The sequence below is a fragment of the Sulfuricurvum sp. genome (genome assembly GCF_028710345.1).
In the GTDB taxonomy this organism is placed as follows: Bacteria; Campylobacterota; Campylobacteria; order Campylobacterales; family Sulfurimonadaceae; genus Sulfuricurvum.
The window spans coordinates 16,043-34,266 of sequence record NZ_JAQTUH010000011.1 but is presented as its reverse complement, the minus strand read 5'-3'; the positions used below and the strand labels follow the sequence as shown (position 1 = coordinate 34,266).

Here is an 18,224-nt window from a genome sequence, read left to right as displayed (position 1 = left end):
TTGATTAACCGGTTTATTGGTACACTTTCACACTTTATTGTAGTAGGATTATTTATGTCACAAATTTTAGTTGTCATTGTCGTTGCTATTCTATTTTATTGGCTTTCGCGCGGTTTTTCGAAAAATCAACATACCTATAGCCCTAACCAGTTTTCAGGGTTTAAGCTTACCAAAGATGCACTGGCACATAGTGAATTAGGATTATTCGTAGCCCTCGCAGCCAAAGTCGCCAAAGCTGATGGTCGGGTAGATGAACTGGAAGCAGAGCTAGTGAGTAATATGTTTACCGATATCAGTTCTCTATTCCCTGATCCTGAAGCGACCAGAAAACTTTTAAAAGAGATTTTTGATGAAGAGAAAGATGCACCGCATAACCTCGATTTAGTAGCCCAGGCATTGTATCAAACACTAAAAGATGATCTTCATAAACGACAAAAAATGGTTGAATTTCTTGTCAATCTTACCTATATTGACGGAACACTTTCTCAAAGTGAAGAGGATATGCTTCGTCGTATCACCTACTATCTTGGATTTAGTGATCAAGACCTGAACTCTATGATGGAGCGTTTCGGTTCCTATCATCGTAGCAGTGTCAAAGAGAGTTCAATCGATCAAGCTTACACATTGTTAGGCATCAATGCATCCTCCACCAATGATGAAGTAAAAAAAGCGTATCGTTCACTTGTACGTGAATATCATCCAGATATTATTAAATCTCAAGGTGCATCGGATGAGTATCTTAAAGAGGCAACAGAGAAAGTACAAGAATTTAACGCTGCCTATGAGATGATTAAAAAAGCTCGCGGGATTTAAATTTATCGAATTCGGACGCCAACAATATCACCGAAAAATAAAACGTCTTCAAGTACCGCTTTATTACATAAACCGTCACGTGAAAGATTAATAAGTAATTCTCCGTTTGCACTGCTAAATATACGGTCATTCAGAGCTACTTTAAGAAAATCACCATCCTCCGTTTCCAACTCTTTTTTCATCTCTTTTAATGCCTTAGGATTGGGGAATACTACATCTATTCTCCCATCTTTCCCACTACCACCAATAGCATACAGTACCTTATCCTGCCGTCCTTGTGTATATTGTGAAATATTAAAAAATAACGTCAAAATATCTTCATTGGCATAAAAATCATACTGCTCTTTTGAGTGATCGTTTCCTTCTATAGTTTCTTTCCATACCACTTTACGGGAGTGATCAAAGGTATAGATTTTAGTAACTTTAGTGGAATTTGTTTGACGTACTTTGCTGTAGGTATCAGGGATAAATTTTCCATTTTTAACCGTACCGCGACTCTCGTAGATTTCGATACGGTTTCCGGAGAGAGCTTTAGCTATCCCTGTTGTTTTGGCATCGATATGAATCGTGTAGGTCTGATCATCTTTAATCTCCATCCGCGCATCGGCAATACCCATCGTCTGAAAAATCCCAAAAGAGACTTCATACGTCGCAGTCAGTATTTTTGCGTTTACTATTTGAGACAACAGAAAGAGTAATAAAACTATTTTTTTCATCGTAACATCCTTTTGAGCAAGGATATGATTAAATCGTGAACTAATTGTATATATTACCCAATTATATCAAAAGAGATTAATAACTCCCCTCACCTACAGTAATGACATAGTTGTCATCCACTTCGACAACACCGAACGAATGTTGTCCGCAAAAACTCTCATTCATCTCCTGAGCCCATGCACGGGCTATACGCATTGCATCTTCTTTATCATTTAACGTTTTGATCTGCGGCATATTTTTACGAATCGCACATTTACATAATTTTTCTACGACAACATGATGTTCCATAGTATCTCCCTATTTACAGCCGCAGCCGCCACCGACCATACCGATAACAAAATTGTCATTCACTTCAACAACTTCAAAAGTGTGTTTTCCACAAAAGCTACCATTCATATAACTCATTTGTGTCTCAGCCGCCTCTAATGCTGCATCTTTTGCATCATATGTAGTAATTTGCGACAAACCCTCTTTTTTTGCACAACTGCACAGTTTTTCGATAACAACGTGATGTTCCATAATCTTCTCCTAAATAATATTTAGAAGAAGATTGCATAGGGTGTTCTAGGAGAGGGGTGTCGTCTGAACGACAAAATAGAGTTCATCTTTGAGGGTATTGAGGCTTTTGATGACATTGGTGCGGCGAACTTCATCGAGATCAAAATGTTGTTCTATCGAATCGTAAATACGGTCAATACTCGCATAGATTTCGACCATTAGTTCTGCTTTGAGTTTCTCTTGTATACTAGCCATAAATCATCCTTGAAGCCGTCATTCCCGCGAAGGTGGGCGAAGTGCCCTTTGGGTGAATCCAGCTCTTATTTTAAGATGGATCCCCAATCAAGTTGGGGATGACAAGAATTTTAATTCAACATTTAAATAAAATGCTCAATAAAAATCTCCCATAAGGGAGAAAATGACAAGAAACAATGAAATTAGTTTCCCCGTGAGGGGATTCAACCTTAGCGAACGAGGTCGAAGAAGTAGTCAGTGGTAGCGATTTGTTTTGTATCTTCATCCAATTGGTCAAGAACTTTGTTCGTGATCCAAGTAAGAAGATTCAACGCTCCATCGTAACCGCTGATAGAGTAACGGTGTAGGTGATGACGGTCGAAAATTGGGAATCCGATGTAGATCAACGGAGTACCAGTGTCGCGCATCAACTCTTTACCGTAGCTGTTACCGATCATGAAATCGACAGGTTCAGTGAAGAGAAGTGAACGCATGTGCCACAAGTCTTTACCAGCCCATACATTCAAACTGTCTTTTGCAGGAGATGTATCGAGCAATGCTCTCATCTCAGCTTCCCAACCGTTTGGTGCATTATGGCAAAGGACGTGAGTTGGCTCAGCACCCATCTCTAACAAGAATGAAACAAGACCTAAAAGGAAATCAGGATCACCCCAGATAGCGAATTTTTTACCGTGCATGTACGGATAGCTGTCTTGCATAGCATCTACTAAACGACCACGCTCAGTTTTAAGTTTTTGTGGAACTTCGGTTCCTGTTAATTCTGCAAGTTTCATAACAAACTCATCGGTACCTTTAAGACCGATTGGATTGCTGTGTCCACCAGCATGTTTCCAACGTTTTTCGACCATTTTCATCGTTTTAGACGTTGAGTATTTTTGCAAACTGATAGTTGCACTTGAATTGATACAATCTTTTGCATCATCCAATTTTGTTCCACCAGAGAACATTTCGTAGTTACCTGCTGGCATATCCCATTGATCAGAGTGGTCACCCAACATGATATAGTCTGTACCGAACGCTTCTACGATGCTTTTAACTGAACGGAGGCTTCCGATATACGTTTCAAAACCAGGAATGATGTTGATACGTTGTTTCGTTTCACCTTTGTTTCCTTCTGTAAGTTGAGACATGATACCGTGCATCATGTTGTCATATCCTGTGATATGGCTACCTACGAATGAAGGTGTGTGTGCAAAAGGGATTGGATATTCAGCAGGTAAAAATTCACCTTTATCCTCTTCTTTAGCCGCGATGATGAACGCCATCAAGTCATCCCCGATAACTTCTGCCATACAGGTAGTAGAAACCGCGATCATTTTAGGTTTATAAACTGCCGCACAGTTTTTAAGACCCTCTTTCATATTTACCAATCCACCGAATACCGCAGCATCTTCAGTCATAGAATCCGATACACATGGTGTCGGCTCTTTGAAGTGTTTGGTAAAATATGAACGGAAATAGGCAACACATCCATGAGAACCATGAACGTATGGCATAGTACCTTCAAACCCTAGAGCAACCATAACGGCACCTAGAGGTTGACATGCTTTTGCAGGGTTAACCGTGATTGATTCACGAGCGAGATTTTTCTCACGGTAATCCCAAGTTTTTGTCCACTCAGCGATCTCTTCTACTTTCGCAGGGTTGATTGCGAGCATAGAAGATTCAAATTGTTTTTTGTTTGCGAGTACATCTTGGTACTCTGGGCGTTTAAACAGGTCTTTCCCGTTTACGATTTTTTCTACTTCTTGCATAGTCTCAACCTTCCTTTTCCCATGGTGCTTTACTGTGAGCCCATACAGGTGAATTAATTGCTAAATCCATATCTTGTGCGAAAATCGCGAATCCGTCGTATCCATGGTATGGACCGCTGTAATCCCATGAGTGCATTTGGCGGTATGGGAGACCCATTTTTTGGAATACATACTTCTCTTTAATCCCAGAAGCTACTAGGTCAGGTTGAAGTTTTTTAACGAATGCTTCGAGCTCATACTCATTGACGTCATCGTAGATAACGGTTGAGCGGAAAATCTCTTCTTTGGTACGTTTGTAATCATCATCATGAGCGAACTCATAACCTGTTCCGATTACTTCCATACCCAAATCTTCATAGGCACCGATAACGTGACGAGGACGAAGACCGCCAACGAACAACATTACTTGTTTCCCTTCAAGACGTGGTTTGTATTTCGCGATAACCGCATCAATCATCGGTTGGTATTTAGCGATAACTTCTTCACATTTAGCTTGGATAGTCTCATCAAAGAACGACGCGATTTTGCGAAGTGATTTGATAGTTTGTGACGGTCCAAAGAAGTTATATTCAATCCAAGGAATCCCGAACTCTTTTTCCATATGACGGCTGATGTAGTTCATTGAACGGTAGCAGTGAAGCAAGTTCAATTTAACTTTAGGAGTCAATGCCATCTCTTTCATTGTCGCATCACCAGACCATTGTGCTACAACACGAAGACCCATCTCTTCGAGAAGGATACGGCTTGACCATGTGTCACCACCGATGTTATAGTCCCCGATGATTGCAACGTCATACTCAGTCGGTGTTACATCACTGATATCGATGTGACTGAGGTCACCTTCGAAAATATAGTCACGAACAGCGTCATTAGCGATGTGGTGACCAAGTGATTGAGAAACCCCACGGAAACCTTCACAGTTTACCGGAACGATTGTTTTACCAATCTCTTTTGCTTTGGTTTTAGCAACCGCATTGATATCATCCCCAATCAAACCGATTGGACATTCTGATTGAACAGTGATACCGTTATTCAATGGGAAAAGAGTTTCGATTTCATCGATACAAAGACCCAATTTTTTGTCTCCACCGAAAACGATGTTGTTTTCTTGGAAATCCGAACAGAAGTTCATTGTAACGAAAGTATCAACACCGGTTACCCCGATATAATAGTTACGACGACCTGCACGGCTGTATTGTCCGCATCCGATAGGACCGTGAGAAATATGGATCATGTCTTTAACTGGACCCCATACAACCCCTTTAGAACCTGCATAAGCACAACCACGTTGGCTCATTACACCCGGAACGGTTTTTTTGTTTGAGCGAACATCGCCACAAGTTTTTTGATTTTCGTCATTTGGAGAACCAACGCCCAAGTGTTTTTCACGGTTTTTCGCCGCTTTCTCAGGATACGCTTTTAAGATCTCTTCAATGGCCGCTTTTTGTTTAGCTTCTAGTGTTTCTGGACCCATAATACACCCCTTCCTTACGCGACTTCGATACGGAATTGTTCCATACTATCAAGGTTGTGACACAATTTCATTGTTTCATCATCTGCTGCATCTACACGTTTAGAGATTTCAGACATTTGGTAACGGTTCATGTAGATCATGTATTTTTGAGCTTTTTCTGGGTTCTCTTCTTTGAAGTAGTGAACCATAGCACGGAACAAAAATGTATCTTTGTTGGTATAGCTCAACCAAACTTTATCTTTATCTTTTGTACCCATCAACAATTTGATCTCTTTAACGTCACTGATATCAACACCGGCAATTTTTTCTGCAACCATTTCATCTGGAACTGTATTCCCCATTGAAGCTGGGAAGTGAAAACCTAATACAAACATCTAATCTCCTTTTTCTGTTGTTTTCTTTTCATTATTAACAAGATGTTATTTGTCATTCTCATGACGGCCATTGAAGATCCCTCCAAAGAGGAACCTCCGGGGTAACTAATTGGATTACGCTTCGTGAGCTGCTTTACCAACTTGGCTTTCGTCAACTTCATCTTCAAGACCGAACTCAAGAAGCAAGTCTTCGAGATCATCCATACTGATTGGAGTAGGGATAATTTTCATATCGTTATAAACGATTTTACGAGCAAGCTCTTTGTATTCGCGAGCTTGGTCAGAGTATGGGCTATACTCAACAACAGTCATACGACGTAGTTCAGCGTGTTGAACGATGTTGTTACGTGGTACGAAGTGAATCAATTGAGTCCCGATACGTGTTGCAAGTTCTTTTGCAAGATCGTATTCGCGGTCAGTCATACGAGCGTTACAGATAAGACCTGCAAGACGTACTCCACCAGTGTTTGCGTATTTCAAAATCCCTTTAGAGATGTTGTTAGCCGCGTACATCGCCATCATTTCACCTGACATAACGATGTAAATTTCTTGTGCTTTACCTTCACGAATCGGCATAGCGAATCCACCACAAACAACGTCACCAAGAACGTCATAAGAAACGAAATCTAAACCTTCTTCATCGTATGCACCCTCTTCTTCAAGAAAGTTAATCGCTGTAATAACACCACGACCTGCACAACCTACTCCTGGCTCTGGTCCGCCTGATTCTGTACAGTTAATCCAACCACCTGGAGTTTCACGATCAAAAAGACCTTTTCCCCAAAGACGAGCTTGTTCCATCTCTACATCTTCAATAGTTCCCATTTCTGCTGCAAGTGACAAAATTGTATCTTGCGCTTTCTCATGAAGAATCAAACGAGTTGAATCCGCTTTTGGATCACAACCAACGATCATAATATTTTTTTCGAAATAGTGTGACATTGCTGCCAATGTATTTTGAGATGTAGTTGATTTACCAATCCCACCTTTTCCGTAGAACGCGATTTGTCGCAAGCTAGCTGCTCCAGCCATGTTATCCCCTTATTTTTGAACTTCACCGAGATAGATGCAAAGGATGTTCTATAGATTTTTACGACATTTGAGCCTATAGAATGACAAAATGACGTTTTGCAGACAAATTTGTAGGAATACGTTTTGCAGAGGTGTAAATTATTGTTTTGCTGACAACATAGTGTAATGAATCTGATTTTTTTATTCTCTTATATAATGAAAATGGACAAAAAGGTCATTATCGTTATATTAATTTTGATATAATGATATATAGAGCATAATTGTGTTCAATTTTAAATTAGTTGCTTAAAAAATAAGCTATTTGAGTGATTAACTATTATATCCATCTGTTAAACTTTCAAAAAAGGGGATGCTATGACACCGAAAGAAAAATTTATTCATAACTTGCATCAAGCACGAACGGCTCATATCCGATGGGTCAATGCAATCAAACTCTTAGTATCAGGAATCGATGTTGATATTAAACAAATCAATTTAGATGCTATCGGATCCGATTTTGGAAAATGGTACTACAATGAAGCAATGCTCTTCTCCATGGGGACAAGTCGTATGGTAGTGGAAGAGATAGAGATAAAGTTCATTTCGTGTCATGATTTTTATACTAAAATATATTCCATTTTTAATAAGAGAAAAAATAATCTAATCGGTGAGCTTTTTGGTAAACAGCCCCGTGTGAGTTCTCATGAGATGGAACTGGCACACCGCTACTATGAAGAGATTGTGATCCTCTCTGATCAACTCAAAAACAAAATCCGTATTTTTGAAGCCCAATTAATGAGTATGGAGAATGATAAATTTTTGAGTTATGGCAGTGTAATGGATGAAAAATCATCTCAACCGGTGAACAATAGTATTCAAGAACCTACTAAAAATGATGATGAAGAGAAAGCTTATTTTTATGGAGCACGCGGAAGGGGCTAATGTTTATGCATCAACCCCATTCTGGCTCATCTCAATTCCAAAAGGTTTGTGTAACTGCGCTTTACGTATTTTAATACTATCTGCCACTTTTCATTCTCTCGAACATTTCACCGAGTTTATCGTGACGCAGCTGAATCAAACGTTCTATTTCATCGTAATCAAATTGCCCCGTATACGCCATATCAAATACACGGATTAACGCTGCACGGCAACAAGTCTTATCACATTCGGTTACCAGTTTTTTCGCTTTTTTATAAGGGAGGGAGGTCTCTTGGAAGATTTTGATAGCATCGGCAACGTTTTTGCATCCACATTCACACACTTCCAATGCAAGGATTTCTTCTTTGGTTGCCATGATTCACCCTTTAGAGGGAGTGCTCTTCTTTATACGCATTGGCTTTTTCAACCGCATCGTACAATTTTGCAGCCAATTCGGGCATTTTGACGTGGTTAGTCCAAACGGTATCTTCAACAATATCGTGAATTTCAGAGGCAACTTCTACCGCCAAACGTTTGAGTTTTGCTAACTCTTTTTTGTGATCTGCTTCGCTCATTCCTGACATAGTACATCCTTTTTTAGTTTTAAATGCATATAGTATTCACAATGAAAATGCATAGATATTCTCAAACTTGATATTTCGTGGTTCACCGTAGCACATATGGATAAAAATACCTTTTTGTTGAAAATGGTATTTTTCAAACAATGCTACCGCATTTTTATTATCCATAGGGATATCGGCAAGCACTTTTTTGAGACCTCTGAAATACAATACCCCTTGCATCATCTTCTCTGATTCTTCTTCAAAACCCTCGCGGCATTGCCAAGGTCCTAAATAGACACCACGAGAATTAATAACACTGGAGTGTTGAAACCCATTGGGGAGGGCAAATTTGAGCGAGCTGTTTCTCTCCATCTCATCCATCATAAACTCCATACGATCTTCACCGAATGTCTCATAATCAATTTTACGGATGGTTGCATCAAAATTTCCACTGTCAAGCTCTTTGGCTTGAGCATTGGTAAAACTAAACGGCGGAACTTTACCGACGTTGAGATATCGTCCTACTTCCATGATGCTTGTAAATCCATATCCTTGGAAAAAAGATTCTAATGCCGGATTAGCATGGAGATAGAGGGAGGGATGTTCTTCTTTGAGTACACCAAATAACGTAGCAAAAAGACGTTTACCGATTCCTTGCTTTTGATGAGTAGGTTTCACCATAAAATATTTAATCATAGCCGATGTTTCGAACTCAGCCGCCATCACCGCACCTACTAATTCTCCATCCTCATACGCGCCATAACACAGATGGGGTGAGTGCATCATCATTAGTTTGACATGGTATCCATCAAGAAGCCAGCCGACATCTTCAGCTATTTTTGTTAAATCCGCTACATCACCGAACTTGAGCCACCCTATAAACATAATGCTTCCTGATAGAGAGATTTGAGTTCTATTGAGTCCAAAACCCGTTTACGGGAAGTGACGATTTCACGTATTTTTGGCAACAAATCCGACAAAATTGTATTATCAGCACTAATTCCCATACGGGAGAGATGGTACCGTATCGTCGCACTTCCTGAGTGTTTACCGATAGGGAATGAGCTCTCTAACCCCACTTCAGATGCTTCGTATGGCTCATAGGCATGAGAATCTTTCATCATTCCGCTCGCGTGTATGCCGCTCTCGTGGGCGAATATTCGCTCACCCACGACAGGGGCATTGGAGGAGAGGGACATATTTGCCGCACTCGCTACCGTATGAACCAAACTGCGGATAGTGAGAGGGTTGATGATACGTGGTTCACCATAGAGATGTTTTAGTGCCATCAATATCTGCTCAAACGACGCATTTCCAGCCCGTTCTCCCAATCCTATGACAGTGGTATTCATACTAATCGCCCCTGCATCGATTCCACTGAGTGCGTTAGCATTAGCAAGACCAAAATCATTATGGGTGTGCATTTCGATAGGGAGGAGATTAAGCTCATATAATGATTTGATTTCGTTGTAGGTTTGTGTCGGAGTCATAATACCGATTGTATCACAATAGCGAAACCGCCCTGCTCCACACTCACGGGCTAATGTCATCACATCACGGATAAACGCATGGCTTCCGCGTGAGCTGTCTTCCCCGCCGATACAGACAAATAGTCCCTCACGTGTTGCCGTAGAGACAACCTTTTCAAGTTCACTGAGTACTTTCGTTTTAGAGCCGCCGAATTTTACATCGATTAAAATATCAGAAATAGGTATAGAGAGATCGACCGCCTTTACCCCGCATGAGAGTGACGCATCGAGATCTTCCATCTTCATCCGATTCCACGTCATCATCCGTGCATTAAGACCTAAAGAGAGGAGCGTTTTAATATCGTCACGCTCTTTGACACCCATCGCGGCGATACCGATTTCGAGTTCATCCGCACCGCATGCATCGAGTAATGTAGCGATACGGATTTTTTCTTCAGTATTGAACGCAACGTAAGGAGCTTGTTCCCCGTCGCGCAAAGTTGTATCGTTGATGAGTGCCATAACTTTTTCCTTCTCTTGTCATTCGACAGTAGCAACGTATGTCATGCTGAACTTGATTCAGCATCTCGATTTAGATCCCGAATCGAGTTCGGGATGACAGAAAGAGCCACAGGATAACAATCCGTTAGTTAACTTCCGCGTTTTCATCCATGCCGAAATATTTACGTGACGCTTTGAGTACCGAAATCTCGATAGGCTCATACGCATAGCTTTGATCAGCTACGATACCCGCTGCTTTGAGATCATCTTGCGGACATCCACCGATTTTTGCGGTGAGTACCAACTGTACGTCTTTGAGCTTTTCCAGAATCGGAGCGAGAGGATTTGTCCCATCTGGCCCCGCACAATACTCAGTATCAACTTTACGGTGATGGATAAAACGGATACCTTTATCCCCTGCTTCGTAAATCAAGAACTCTTTAACACTACCGAAGTGCATGTTAATCATCCCCTCACCCGCTGTCGTCACCGCTACGAGGATTGTTACACCTGTAGAGCTAAGTTCTTCTTTCTCTTTGCGAACACGATCATTGGCACGATCTAAAAAGAAACGGAACTCTTCGATTTTCGCTTGCGCTGCTTGACGTGCTTCGAGATCGTATTTGATTTGTAGCTCTTCGAAACTTAGCCCTGCAAAAGTATCTTTCGTAAACTCTGCACCACGGTCTTCACCGATAAGTCCAACTGCATCCGCGCGGCATTGACGACAATGTTGCATGAGCTTCATATCCATTCCGCACGCTTCTTGTACTTCCATTTGTTGCTGATCTGTAGCACTCGGTACACCTGCAAGGGCAAAAGCAGTTCCAAATTCAGGTTCAGAAAGTATCGGCATGATATTGTGCAAAAATACACCAATTTCTTTAAGTTTTTTGGAAACTTCTTGAAGATGTTTATCGTTGATACCTGGGATTAAAACAGAATTTGCTTTGATTAAAATCCCTTTTTCAACACATTTCTTCATCCCTTCGAGTTGGTTTTCGAGGAGGATTTGTGCCGCTTCTTTCCCATAAATACGTTTGTTATTATGGAAAATCCATGGATATATTTGACTTCCAATTTCTCCCGTTTCATCAACACTGTTAATAGTTACGGTGATATGATCGATGTTGTATTCCACCATCTCATCGATAAAGTTTGGCAATTCCAAACCGTTGGTTGAGAGACACAGTTTTAAATCGGGTGCGAACTCGCGCACCATTCCGAATGTCTCAAATGTCTTTTTAGGATTCGCCAACGCATCTCCCGGACCTGCGATACCGAGTACACTCATACGTTGTACTTCACCACCGACGAGAAGCACTTTTTTCGCCGCTTCTTCAGGGCTAAGACGCTCAGACGTAACCCCCGGACGGCTTTCGTTTGAACAGTCGTATTTGCGGTTACAGTAGTTACATTGGATATTACACGCTGGGGCAACCGCTACGTGAATACGTGCATAATGGTGATGTGCACCCTCTGAATAACATGGATGATTGTGTATCTTCGCTTGAATATCTTCGGGCATAAAAGATTCATTTCCGCTTGAGGAACAACTCATAAGATTCTCCTAATATGTGTATTCAAATGATCTTGCCTCATCCGGTGCCAATCATTTCTCTACAGGGAGTTATGCAATGTGTGTTCTAAGGGTTTGAAAAGGAGAGTTCAACAAAGTGTGACGTTTTTGTAGGAGTTACAACCGAAGAGTAGAATGATTACCCTTCGATTGTCGGTTGCGGTGTCGCAAATAGAAACCCTTGTGAGAAATCAACACCGAGGCTTACGAGGGTTAAATATATCTCTTTATTTTCGACAAATTCGGCAATCGTTTGTATCTTTTTTCTTTGAGAATAAAATAATATACTCTCTACAGTGAGGAGATGATCGTCATCTTTTGTAATGTTTTTGATTAAAGAGCCGTCTATTTTTATGTAATCGATATCCAGTTTACTCAAATAGCTAAAATTTGAATACCCTGTACCAAAATCATCAATAGCGATTTTGCATCCATACGCTTTGACCGCTTTGATAAATTCAGCTACCTCTTCAAAATTCTCAATCCCCTCAGATTCAACGATTTCAAAGACGGCACGGTTTGATGCCGATGAGTGCTCCAACGTTTCATACAAGAAACTTCGTGTCTCATCATTGGTTATATCTTGCAAAGTAAGATTGAGTGAAAATTCATACCCATTATTTTCAAAAGCAGCAAACGTTTTTTTGATCATAATTTGGGTGAGTTTGTTATAGAGTTTTGATTTTTTGGCATGCTCCAAAAACCAAAACGGGTTTAATACCGTACCGTCTTTTTCTATCAAACGGATAAGTGCTTCAAATTTAGTTATTGTGTGGGTGTTGTGATCTAAAATTCCTTGAAAATAGGGAATGATACGATCCTCTTCGATTGCCGATTTTATTTTTGAAATCATCCATATATTATTACGATTTTTTTCACTTAATTCGGTATTATCATTAAAAAAAATCAATTTAGAGCGTTGTTCTTTTGCCTCTTTGAGTGCCATATGGGCGAGATTATAGACATCAGAATAGATAGCATGTGCTACACCGCAGGTGACATTAAGGGTGTGCTCATAACCTGACACAAAATATTTGAAATTTTCAAGTTTATCGAGGTGTTCGATAACGTGATCTCGAAGTTCGTCGTTAAAAATACGATCTTTGCAAATAATCGCAAATTCATCTCCGCTGATACGATAAACATACTCATGCAGTACCGTATCACGCAAGCGGTTCGCAAACGATTTTAGAAGCAAATCGCCTACCTCGTAACCAAAATAGTCATTAATATTTGAAAAACGGTCAATATTAATTAATACTAAAGAGACATCGTTACCCTCGTACTCTTCTAAATCATTTAACAAAGCGGTCCGATTTTTTAGCCCACTCAAGGTATCTTGAAGTTGACGTTGAATAATTTGCTCTTTTGTGACTAATTCAGTAACATTGACACGCGCGGCAATATACTCAACAATCATCCCCTCATCATCAAAGATAGGCGCTATAACCGTTTTAACATGGTAGGTCTCCCCTCTTTTAGAGAGATTTTTAAACGTTTCCTTCCAAATTTTCCCACTTTGTATCGTCCCCCAAAGGTCTTTAAAAAGTTCAGGTGAAGTATCAGGATGACGTACCATATTATGATTTTTACCGATAAGTTCTTCTCTTGAAAAACCGGAAACTTCGCAAAACGCATCATTCACATAAGTTATCACTCCTTGAGCATCTGTTTTGGAGACAACCGAACTCTCATCCAACACCATTTTGTATTGATCCAAAAATCGGATATTGTCATCCAATTCGTGTTGCGTTACATTGACCAAATGGGTCAAAGATTTTAACATTGTATTACGATGCTCGATTAGGTCTCGTTGTTTGGAATCTTCAGTAGCTAAAACAGAATTTTCACTCAAAGAGAGGGTTGTGGTGGTAATATTGAGGAGTTGATTACCCAATGGAGAGTGAAAAAACTCTCCAAACGTAAAAAATCCTGCCGTTGGGGCTAAATCATTGATAAGACCGAATTCGTAATTGAGCTGTTCTTTAAAAAAAAGTTTTCGTACCGAACAAGAGTAGATATAGGTAGCTTCTACGGGAGCAGAAGCTATCTTATCACGGACATCTACCGCATGATCTAATATCTCATCGACATTACCGATAGCAAAACGGACTTTTTCACCGAGACTAAAATGACCTGCATAGATAAACGCATCATCGTCAGTTTTGGCAATAACATCTCGTGCAATACGGATACCGTCTTTTATTTTAATGAGTGGGAATTCAATCGTATTAGTCGTCCCCCGCTTAAATACTTCAGACCCTAGATAATGTTTATACACTTCTAAAACAGGACGATTATCTATCTCGTATACAATATTTTTATCTGCTTTGGTCACCGTCATCTCTTTACCGACTGATGTCCAGTTGAGCGAATAGGCGTTATGAACTTTAAGGACATCGCTCTCTAAAACAACGACAACAACCCCCTCATCATAGATAATATTATCCTTCATAATATAGGTATGACTAAATTTTAGGTCATCCCCCGCATTTCCCCCGGCAATCATTACATCATTGCGTACCGATGTAAAGCCATTTAAAAATGATTCGGAATCGCTTTTAAGCCCTTCACTCAGTACAATACATGCCTTTGTACGCTCATTCACTATCTCTTTGGCGACACGGAGACCGCACTCATAATTAGAATGATTAAAATAATAACTCGAAACATCGGTCGCATCAAACAGTGAAAATGCAATCACAATTTCATTAGAACTCATGATACCATCCATAATCTCACCCGCAGTGGTTGCACCGATAATGACAGCCTGAGGAAGTTTGGTGTGCAATAAATCAAGTACCGACTGTATGATCAATAGATCCATGGTTCCACTAAAAATCTGAATAAAAATAGTTTTGTCGGAGTGGATATCGGTTTCGATAAATGAAGATAAATGTTCGTGATCACTATAACAATGATTAATTAATCGCATAATGACCCCCTTGAAACATTATAAAACATCCTATATTATATTGAAACATAACTGAATATTTATTTTATAATCAAATTATACCTTACATCATTGGCTCAGAATAAAAATTGCATTTAAATCGAAATTATACGAGGAGTTTAGATGATCATTGCCATACCGATGAATGGGCGCGAACGTGTCTTTCACCAAAATCCATGTTCATGTACCCTCTTTGCGCTCTATGAAGTAACCGGAGATCGCAGTAACGTCCAATACCGATTTCTGGAGAATCGTCTCAATCCATGGCAAAAACATGATGGTGAAATGGTTAATAATACTGAGATGATTGAATGCAGTTGTGATATTCAAAAGTCAAAAGATCCTCAGCATATTAGCCAACACTATATTATCCTCGAAGTAATCGGTAAAGTTGATTATGTCATTGTCGACCAATATTGTCTTAATACACTCTATACTTTCAAAAATGTTGGGATAAAGATTCATAAAATACCTCCATTTATCAAAACCGCCAAAGAGGCACTCAACCATTTTATAATAGGAGCTGACATTGCAGATAAAATTCAACACATCCACGCTGTCTCTTGAAGATATACCGCTCGATATCGGTTATGCTTCGGAAAAAATCAATCTTAAAAATCACGCCGGAGAAGTTTTCAAAATTGGTGGGCAAAATGGTGCTACTCAGTTCCTCATTAGTACACCCTCTGTTGATGATTCATTATTAGAACAGATTTCTGAACTTGATACCCTCCTCTCTCTCAATGCACTTGGTGGAATTACCAAAGCGATTATTGTTGCAAACGTTCACCATACGATGCCTCATTTGGAGGAGTGGTTAGTAGGATATGATTACGACGAAGCATATGGAGATTATTACGGTGTAAGGTTGAATAACAAAGAACTTGCCAAAACCCTTTTTATCATCTCTAAAGACGGAGCGGTGTTTTATCATGAAATTTTAGATGATTTTAACGCGCCGTTTAACCTCGATAAAGCTCTAGGTAAGATAGTCGCTGCCAATAGCTGTTATACCGGTAAAGGGTGCCACGGGTAACTCTTAAACAAATACTTATCTACAAAATACAACTATATTTATGGTATATTTGCTCTTTATAAAAATCTTGTAGATTTTTCAAGGAGATTAATGCGTCGTATATGGCTTGCTATCGGATTTATAACCCTATTTGCTACTGTTATTATTGCCGTTGGTCTCAACAGTACTTACAATTTGAAACCCTACAAATATGCAGGAACAGAACTTACTGTAGACTTATCGTATCCCGATGGTTATATTCAAACTCAAAGTTTGGCTACACTCCCCTCGGATTTATTACGTATCCCCATAGTGCATGACGTTTTTACCGAAGATTTAGCATTTTATTACAATAATCACGAAGATCGAATGGGATTTGGCGGTGCCATTAAGCGGATTGCCTATGAGCATGATTTGGATTGGAGTGACAAAGTTTTAGCCAGTGCATTGAATGAACCGGCAGAAATTGCCTTCTGGCGTGACGGGCATGGGGGATTACGCCATTATGCACTCATTTTAAAACGTAATATTTGGTCAAAAATCATTCAAGAAGCTGCTACTGTTTCAGCAGATGACACTCAACTCACCAAAGCAGGTGAAATTAAAACAAAAAATGGAAAAGTAACTGTTTTTTCTTTAGAAATTAACCCTCGTCGTACTTTTCTCATTGTTAGTAATAAAGAAAATTTAGTCGTTCTATCCGACCCCGGACTCCTTATGAATAATGACGGAAATATTTCGGATGATGCGAGTAATGTCATTGAAGGGTGGTTAGATAATACAACCCAGTTATCCAAAACCTTTCAACTCACCACCTCATCGGAATCAATGAAACACACCCTTATCCTTAGATCTTCAGCATTAGCATTAGGATATGACCCTTTTATTCCCGGACTTGAGGGGATACGGTTTGATTTTGGAGAGAGTTGGTCTACCTCAATGTGGGTCAATAAAAAAGAACTCCAAAATTCAACCTTAGGAGATGCACAATTATGGAAAAACGCACCTGCCAACCCAAGTGCTTGTGTTGTTTTACCACTCGATTGGGGGGTGTTACATCACCTTATGAATAAAGCCGAAACTGAAGATAATCTCCCTCCATCCGAAGAACTAAAGCATCTTAAGGGATCTCTTTTAGCGTGTTGGTACAACGAATCAAATCTCTACTCGCCACTCTTTATTCTCAAATCGGATACAACACTTCAAAATCGAAATGCATCATTACATACACTGGCTAAATGGGCTATTGCGGATAAAAAAGTGGTTGTAAAAACTTTTCCGAAGAACTCTGATGCTCTCCTTTGGAGTGGTACTACAAACCAAGTAACCATAGGGGCGAAGGATAATTACATCCTCTTTTCACCCGATCGAAAATTGATTGAAAAAGCTTTTGATACAATGATACACCTCTACCCTAATATTACAGATCATGTAAAGACATCCGATTTAACAATGGCACTTATTACCCCAAAACCACTCTCTGCAATGATTGAGAGAGAAGTTATTGCCGCCGTTGATGCTTCAGGAGATGCTAATTTATTGGCTGTTACCCAAAATCATCTCCCTCCACGAATGAAAGCCTTATCACTCTATCCTTCCTATCGACTCGAATTAATAGACAAACCCAATACCGATAAATCGTGGTATCAACTCCAATGGCAAAATGGGGAAATACACTAATGAAGCGACGAAATTTTCTTTTAACGGTTATAGGAATATTTCCTATCTTCACTCTTTGGGGTGAAGATTCAACACAGTACTTAATCCTGACACCTTCTCAATCGCGTATTTTTCGAGCTTGGATGGTTAGAATAATTTCTGCTCAACTTCGTTCCGGTCCTACACCACGGTGGGAGCAACGTGATTGTGTCGGTTTAGTCCGCTTCGCTGTAGCTGAAGCATTACAAACCCATAATTCTAAGTGGAAACACGCCAACAGTCTCGCATGGTCGCCACTCCCTCCGGAACTTGTTTTGAGTAACGAACAAAAAAAATTTCGACATCAATGGAAACTCGCAAATGGATCGTATTCTGTGTATGTTAGTGCTCTCGAACTGATTCAAGAAAATACTTCCTATCGAGGAAAAGAGATTAATCAGGTTCAAAGAGGAGATTTACTCTTTTTTGATCAAGGAGACGCTCAACACATTATGGTATGGATGGGAAACTTTATCGCCTATCATACGGGGACAGTAACACCTGATGATAACGGACTTCGATCCGTCACCTATAGAGATTTAATGCTCTGGCATGATACGCGGTGGCACCCTTCCCAAAATAATCCAAATTTTGCAGGCTTTTACCGCCTCAATTTTTTATCTGCATAA

The 18,224-nt window shown here is 39.9% G+C and carries 20 protein-coding genes; 6 read left to right on the top strand and 14 right to left on the bottom strand.

Features of this window, described 5'->3' with window-relative positions; all coding sequences use genetic code 11:
- Positions 1-54: 54 nt before the first annotated feature.
- Complete coding sequence (locus PHC76_RS12475; protein ID WP_300210271.1) at positions 55-813, top strand: TerB family tellurite resistance protein; 759 nt, start codon at positions 55-57, stop codon at positions 811-813.
- A gap of 2 nt (positions 814-815) precedes the next feature.
- Here PHC76_RS12475 and PHC76_RS12470 read toward each other — a convergent pair whose 3' ends face one another.
- The 8 genes from PHC76_RS12470 to nifH form a co-directional block, all read right to left on the bottom strand.
- Complete coding sequence (locus PHC76_RS12470; protein ID WP_300210268.1) at positions 816-1,529, bottom strand: DUF3108 domain-containing protein; 714 nt, start codon at positions 1,527-1,529, stop codon at positions 816-818.
- 76 nt (positions 1,530-1,605) lie between these two features.
- Complete coding sequence (locus tag PHC76_RS12465; RefSeq protein ID WP_300210265.1) at positions 1,606-1,818, bottom strand: hypothetical protein; 213 nt, start codon at positions 1,816-1,818, stop codon at positions 1,606-1,608.
- 9 nt (positions 1,819-1,827) lie between these two features.
- Positions 1,828-2,049 carry a hypothetical protein gene (locus PHC76_RS12460; RefSeq protein ID WP_300210262.1) on the bottom strand — a complete coding sequence of 74 codons (222 nt, stop codon included), beginning with the start codon at positions 2,047-2,049 and terminating at the stop codon, positions 1,828-1,830.
- 45 nt (positions 2,050-2,094) lie between these two features.
- Positions 2,095-2,283 (bottom strand): hypothetical protein, encoded by a 189-nt coding sequence (locus PHC76_RS12455; protein ID WP_300210260.1) that lies wholly within the window; start codon positions 2,281-2,283, stop codon positions 2,095-2,097.
- Between the two features lie 209 nt (positions 2,284-2,492).
- Positions 2,493-4,037, bottom strand: a complete 1,545-nt coding sequence (nifK, locus tag PHC76_RS12450) for a nitrogenase molybdenum-iron protein subunit beta (protein ID WP_300210258.1) — start codon at positions 4,035-4,037, stop codon at positions 2,493-2,495.
- Positions 4,038-4,041: 4 nt separating this feature from the next.
- Positions 4,042-5,511, bottom strand: coding sequence for a nitrogenase molybdenum-iron protein alpha chain (gene nifD / locus PHC76_RS12445; protein ID WP_299974803.1), 1,470 nt, complete (start codon positions 5,509-5,511; stop codon positions 4,042-4,044).
- 14 nt (positions 5,512-5,525) lie between these two features.
- Positions 5,526-5,885: a hypothetical protein gene (locus PHC76_RS12440; protein WP_299974800.1), complete on the bottom strand. Its 360-nt coding sequence runs from the start codon at positions 5,883-5,885 to the stop codon at positions 5,526-5,528.
- Between the two features lie 114 nt (positions 5,886-5,999).
- The gene (gene nifH / locus PHC76_RS12435) at positions 6,000-6,917 is read right to left on the bottom strand and encodes a nitrogenase iron protein (protein ID WP_299974797.1); all 918 of its coding nucleotides are present in this window, start codon (positions 6,915-6,917) and stop codon (positions 6,000-6,002) included.
- A gap of 354 nt (positions 6,918-7,271) precedes the next feature.
- Here nifH and PHC76_RS12430 point away from each other — a divergent pair, with 354 nt between their 5' ends.
- Positions 7,272-7,838: a hypothetical protein gene (locus PHC76_RS12430; protein WP_299974795.1), complete on the top strand. Its 567-nt coding sequence runs from the start codon at positions 7,272-7,274 to the stop codon at positions 7,836-7,838.
- Positions 7,839-7,914: 76 nt separating this feature from the next.
- Here PHC76_RS12430 and PHC76_RS12425 read toward each other — a convergent pair whose 3' ends face one another.
- The 6 genes from PHC76_RS12425 to PHC76_RS12400 all read right to left on the bottom strand — a co-directional run bounded on the left by PHC76_RS12425 (position 7,915) and on the right by PHC76_RS12400 (position 14,864).
- Positions 7,915-8,193: a hypothetical protein gene (locus tag PHC76_RS12425; RefSeq protein WP_299974792.1), complete on the bottom strand. Its 279-nt coding sequence runs from the start codon at positions 8,191-8,193 to the stop codon at positions 7,915-7,917.
- 10 nt (positions 8,194-8,203) lie between these two features.
- Complete coding sequence (locus PHC76_RS12420) at positions 8,204-8,401, bottom strand: CCE_0567 family metalloprotein (RefSeq protein WP_299974789.1); 198 nt, start codon at positions 8,399-8,401, stop codon at positions 8,204-8,206.
- Positions 8,402-8,437: 36 nt separating this feature from the next.
- On the bottom strand, positions 8,438-9,265 hold the full coding sequence (locus tag PHC76_RS12415) for a GNAT family N-acetyltransferase (RefSeq protein ID WP_299974786.1): 828 nt from the start codon (positions 9,263-9,265) through the stop codon (positions 8,438-8,440).
- The gene (locus PHC76_RS12410) at positions 9,256-10,371 is read right to left on the bottom strand and encodes a homocitrate synthase (protein ID WP_299974783.1); all 1,116 of its coding nucleotides are present in this window, start codon (positions 10,369-10,371) and stop codon (positions 9,256-9,258) included. The genes PHC76_RS12415 and PHC76_RS12410 overlap by 10 nt, the downstream gene beginning before the upstream one ends.
- Before the next feature lie 124 nt (positions 10,372-10,495).
- Positions 10,496-11,911 carry a nitrogenase cofactor biosynthesis protein NifB gene (gene nifB / locus PHC76_RS12405; protein ID WP_299974781.1) on the bottom strand — a complete coding sequence of 472 codons (1,416 nt, stop codon included), beginning with the start codon at positions 11,909-11,911 and terminating at the stop codon, positions 10,496-10,498.
- A 157-nt stretch (positions 11,912-12,068) separates the two neighbouring features.
- Positions 12,069-14,864, bottom strand: a complete 2,796-nt coding sequence (locus PHC76_RS12400; RefSeq protein ID WP_299974778.1) for an EAL domain-containing protein — start codon at positions 14,862-14,864, stop codon at positions 12,069-12,071.
- A 141-nt stretch (positions 14,865-15,005) separates the two neighbouring features.
- On the opposite strand from PHC76_RS12400, the gene PHC76_RS12395 reads away from it, so the two are divergent.
- The 4 genes from PHC76_RS12395 (at position 15,006) to PHC76_RS12380 (ending at position 18,224) form a co-directional block, all read left to right on the top strand.
- Positions 15,006-15,449 carry a hypothetical protein gene (locus tag PHC76_RS12395; RefSeq protein ID WP_299974776.1) on the top strand — a complete coding sequence of 148 codons (444 nt, stop codon included), beginning with the start codon at positions 15,006-15,008 and terminating at the stop codon, positions 15,447-15,449.
- Positions 15,412-15,918: a hypothetical protein gene (locus PHC76_RS12390; RefSeq protein ID WP_299974773.1), complete on the top strand. Its 507-nt coding sequence runs from the start codon at positions 15,412-15,414 to the stop codon at positions 15,916-15,918. Before PHC76_RS12395 ends, PHC76_RS12390 begins: the two co-directional genes overlap by 38 nt.
- 90 nt (positions 15,919-16,008) lie before the next feature.
- Positions 16,009-17,577 carry a DUF2138 family protein gene (locus PHC76_RS12385; RefSeq protein WP_299974770.1) on the top strand — a complete coding sequence of 523 codons (1,569 nt, stop codon included), beginning with the start codon at positions 16,009-16,011 and terminating at the stop codon, positions 17,575-17,577.
- A complete protein-coding gene (locus tag PHC76_RS12380; RefSeq protein WP_366519975.1) occupies positions 17,553-18,224 on the top strand; it encodes a DUF1175 family protein in 672 nt (223 codons plus the stop codon). The genes PHC76_RS12385 and PHC76_RS12380 overlap by 25 nt, the downstream gene beginning before the upstream one ends.

Bases quoted from the DNA above. Each gene is read 5' to 3' on its own strand.
- PHC76_RS12475 (WP_300210271.1), top strand. From the start codon at position 55: ATGTCACAAATTTTAGTTGTCATTGTCGTTGCTATTCTATTTTATTGG.
- PHC76_RS12470 (WP_300210268.1), bottom strand. From the start codon at position 1,529: ATGAAAAAAATAGTTTTATTACTCTTTCTGTTGTCTCAAATAGTAAAC.
- PHC76_RS12465 (WP_300210265.1), bottom strand. From the start codon at position 1,818: ATGGAACATCATGTTGTCGTAGAAAAATTATGTAAATGTGCGATTCGT.
- PHC76_RS12460 (WP_300210262.1), bottom strand. From the start codon at position 2,049: ATGGAACATCACGTTGTTATCGAAAAACTGTGCAGTTGTGCAAAAAAA.
- PHC76_RS12455 (WP_300210260.1), bottom strand. From the start codon at position 2,283: ATGGCTAGTATACAAGAGAAACTCAAAGCAGAACTAATGGTCGAAATC.
- nifK (WP_300210258.1), bottom strand. From the start codon at position 4,037: ATGCAAGAAGTAGAAAAAATCGTAAACGGGAAAGACCTGTTTAAACGC.
- nifD (WP_299974803.1), bottom strand. From the start codon at position 5,511: ATGGGTCCAGAAACACTAGAAGCTAAACAAAAAGCGGCCATTGAAGAG.
- PHC76_RS12440 (WP_299974800.1), bottom strand. From the start codon at position 5,885: ATGTTTGTATTAGGTTTTCACTTCCCAGCTTCAATGGGGAATACAGTT.
- nifH (WP_299974797.1), bottom strand. From the start codon at position 6,917: ATGGCTGGAGCAGCTAGCTTGCGACAAATCGCGTTCTACGGAAAAGGT.
- PHC76_RS12430 (WP_299974795.1), top strand. From the start codon at position 7,272: ATGACACCGAAAGAAAAATTTATTCATAACTTGCATCAAGCACGAACG.
- PHC76_RS12425 (WP_299974792.1), bottom strand. From the start codon at position 8,193: ATGGCAACCAAAGAAGAAATCCTTGCATTGGAAGTGTGTGAATGTGGA.
- PHC76_RS12420 (WP_299974789.1), bottom strand. From the start codon at position 8,401: ATGTCAGGAATGAGCGAAGCAGATCACAAAAAAGAGTTAGCAAAACTC.
- PHC76_RS12415 (WP_299974786.1), bottom strand. From the start codon at position 9,265: ATGTTTATAGGGTGGCTCAAGTTCGGTGATGTAGCGGATTTAACAAAA.
- PHC76_RS12410 (WP_299974783.1), bottom strand. From the start codon at position 10,371: ATGGCACTCATCAACGATACAACTTTGCGCGACGGGGAACAAGCTCCT.
- nifB (WP_299974781.1), bottom strand. From the start codon at position 11,911: ATGAGTTGTTCCTCAAGCGGAAATGAATCTTTTATGCCCGAAGATATT.
- PHC76_RS12400 (WP_299974778.1), bottom strand. From the start codon at position 14,864: ATGCGATTAATTAATCATTGTTATAGTGATCACGAACATTTATCTTCA.
- PHC76_RS12395 (WP_299974776.1), top strand. From the start codon at position 15,006: ATGATCATTGCCATACCGATGAATGGGCGCGAACGTGTCTTTCACCAA.
- PHC76_RS12385 (WP_299974770.1), top strand. From the start codon at position 16,009: ATGCGTCGTATATGGCTTGCTATCGGATTTATAACCCTATTTGCTACT.
- PHC76_RS12380 (WP_366519975.1), top strand. From the start codon at position 17,553: ATGGCAAAATGGGGAAATACACTAATGAAGCGACGAAATTTTCTTTTA.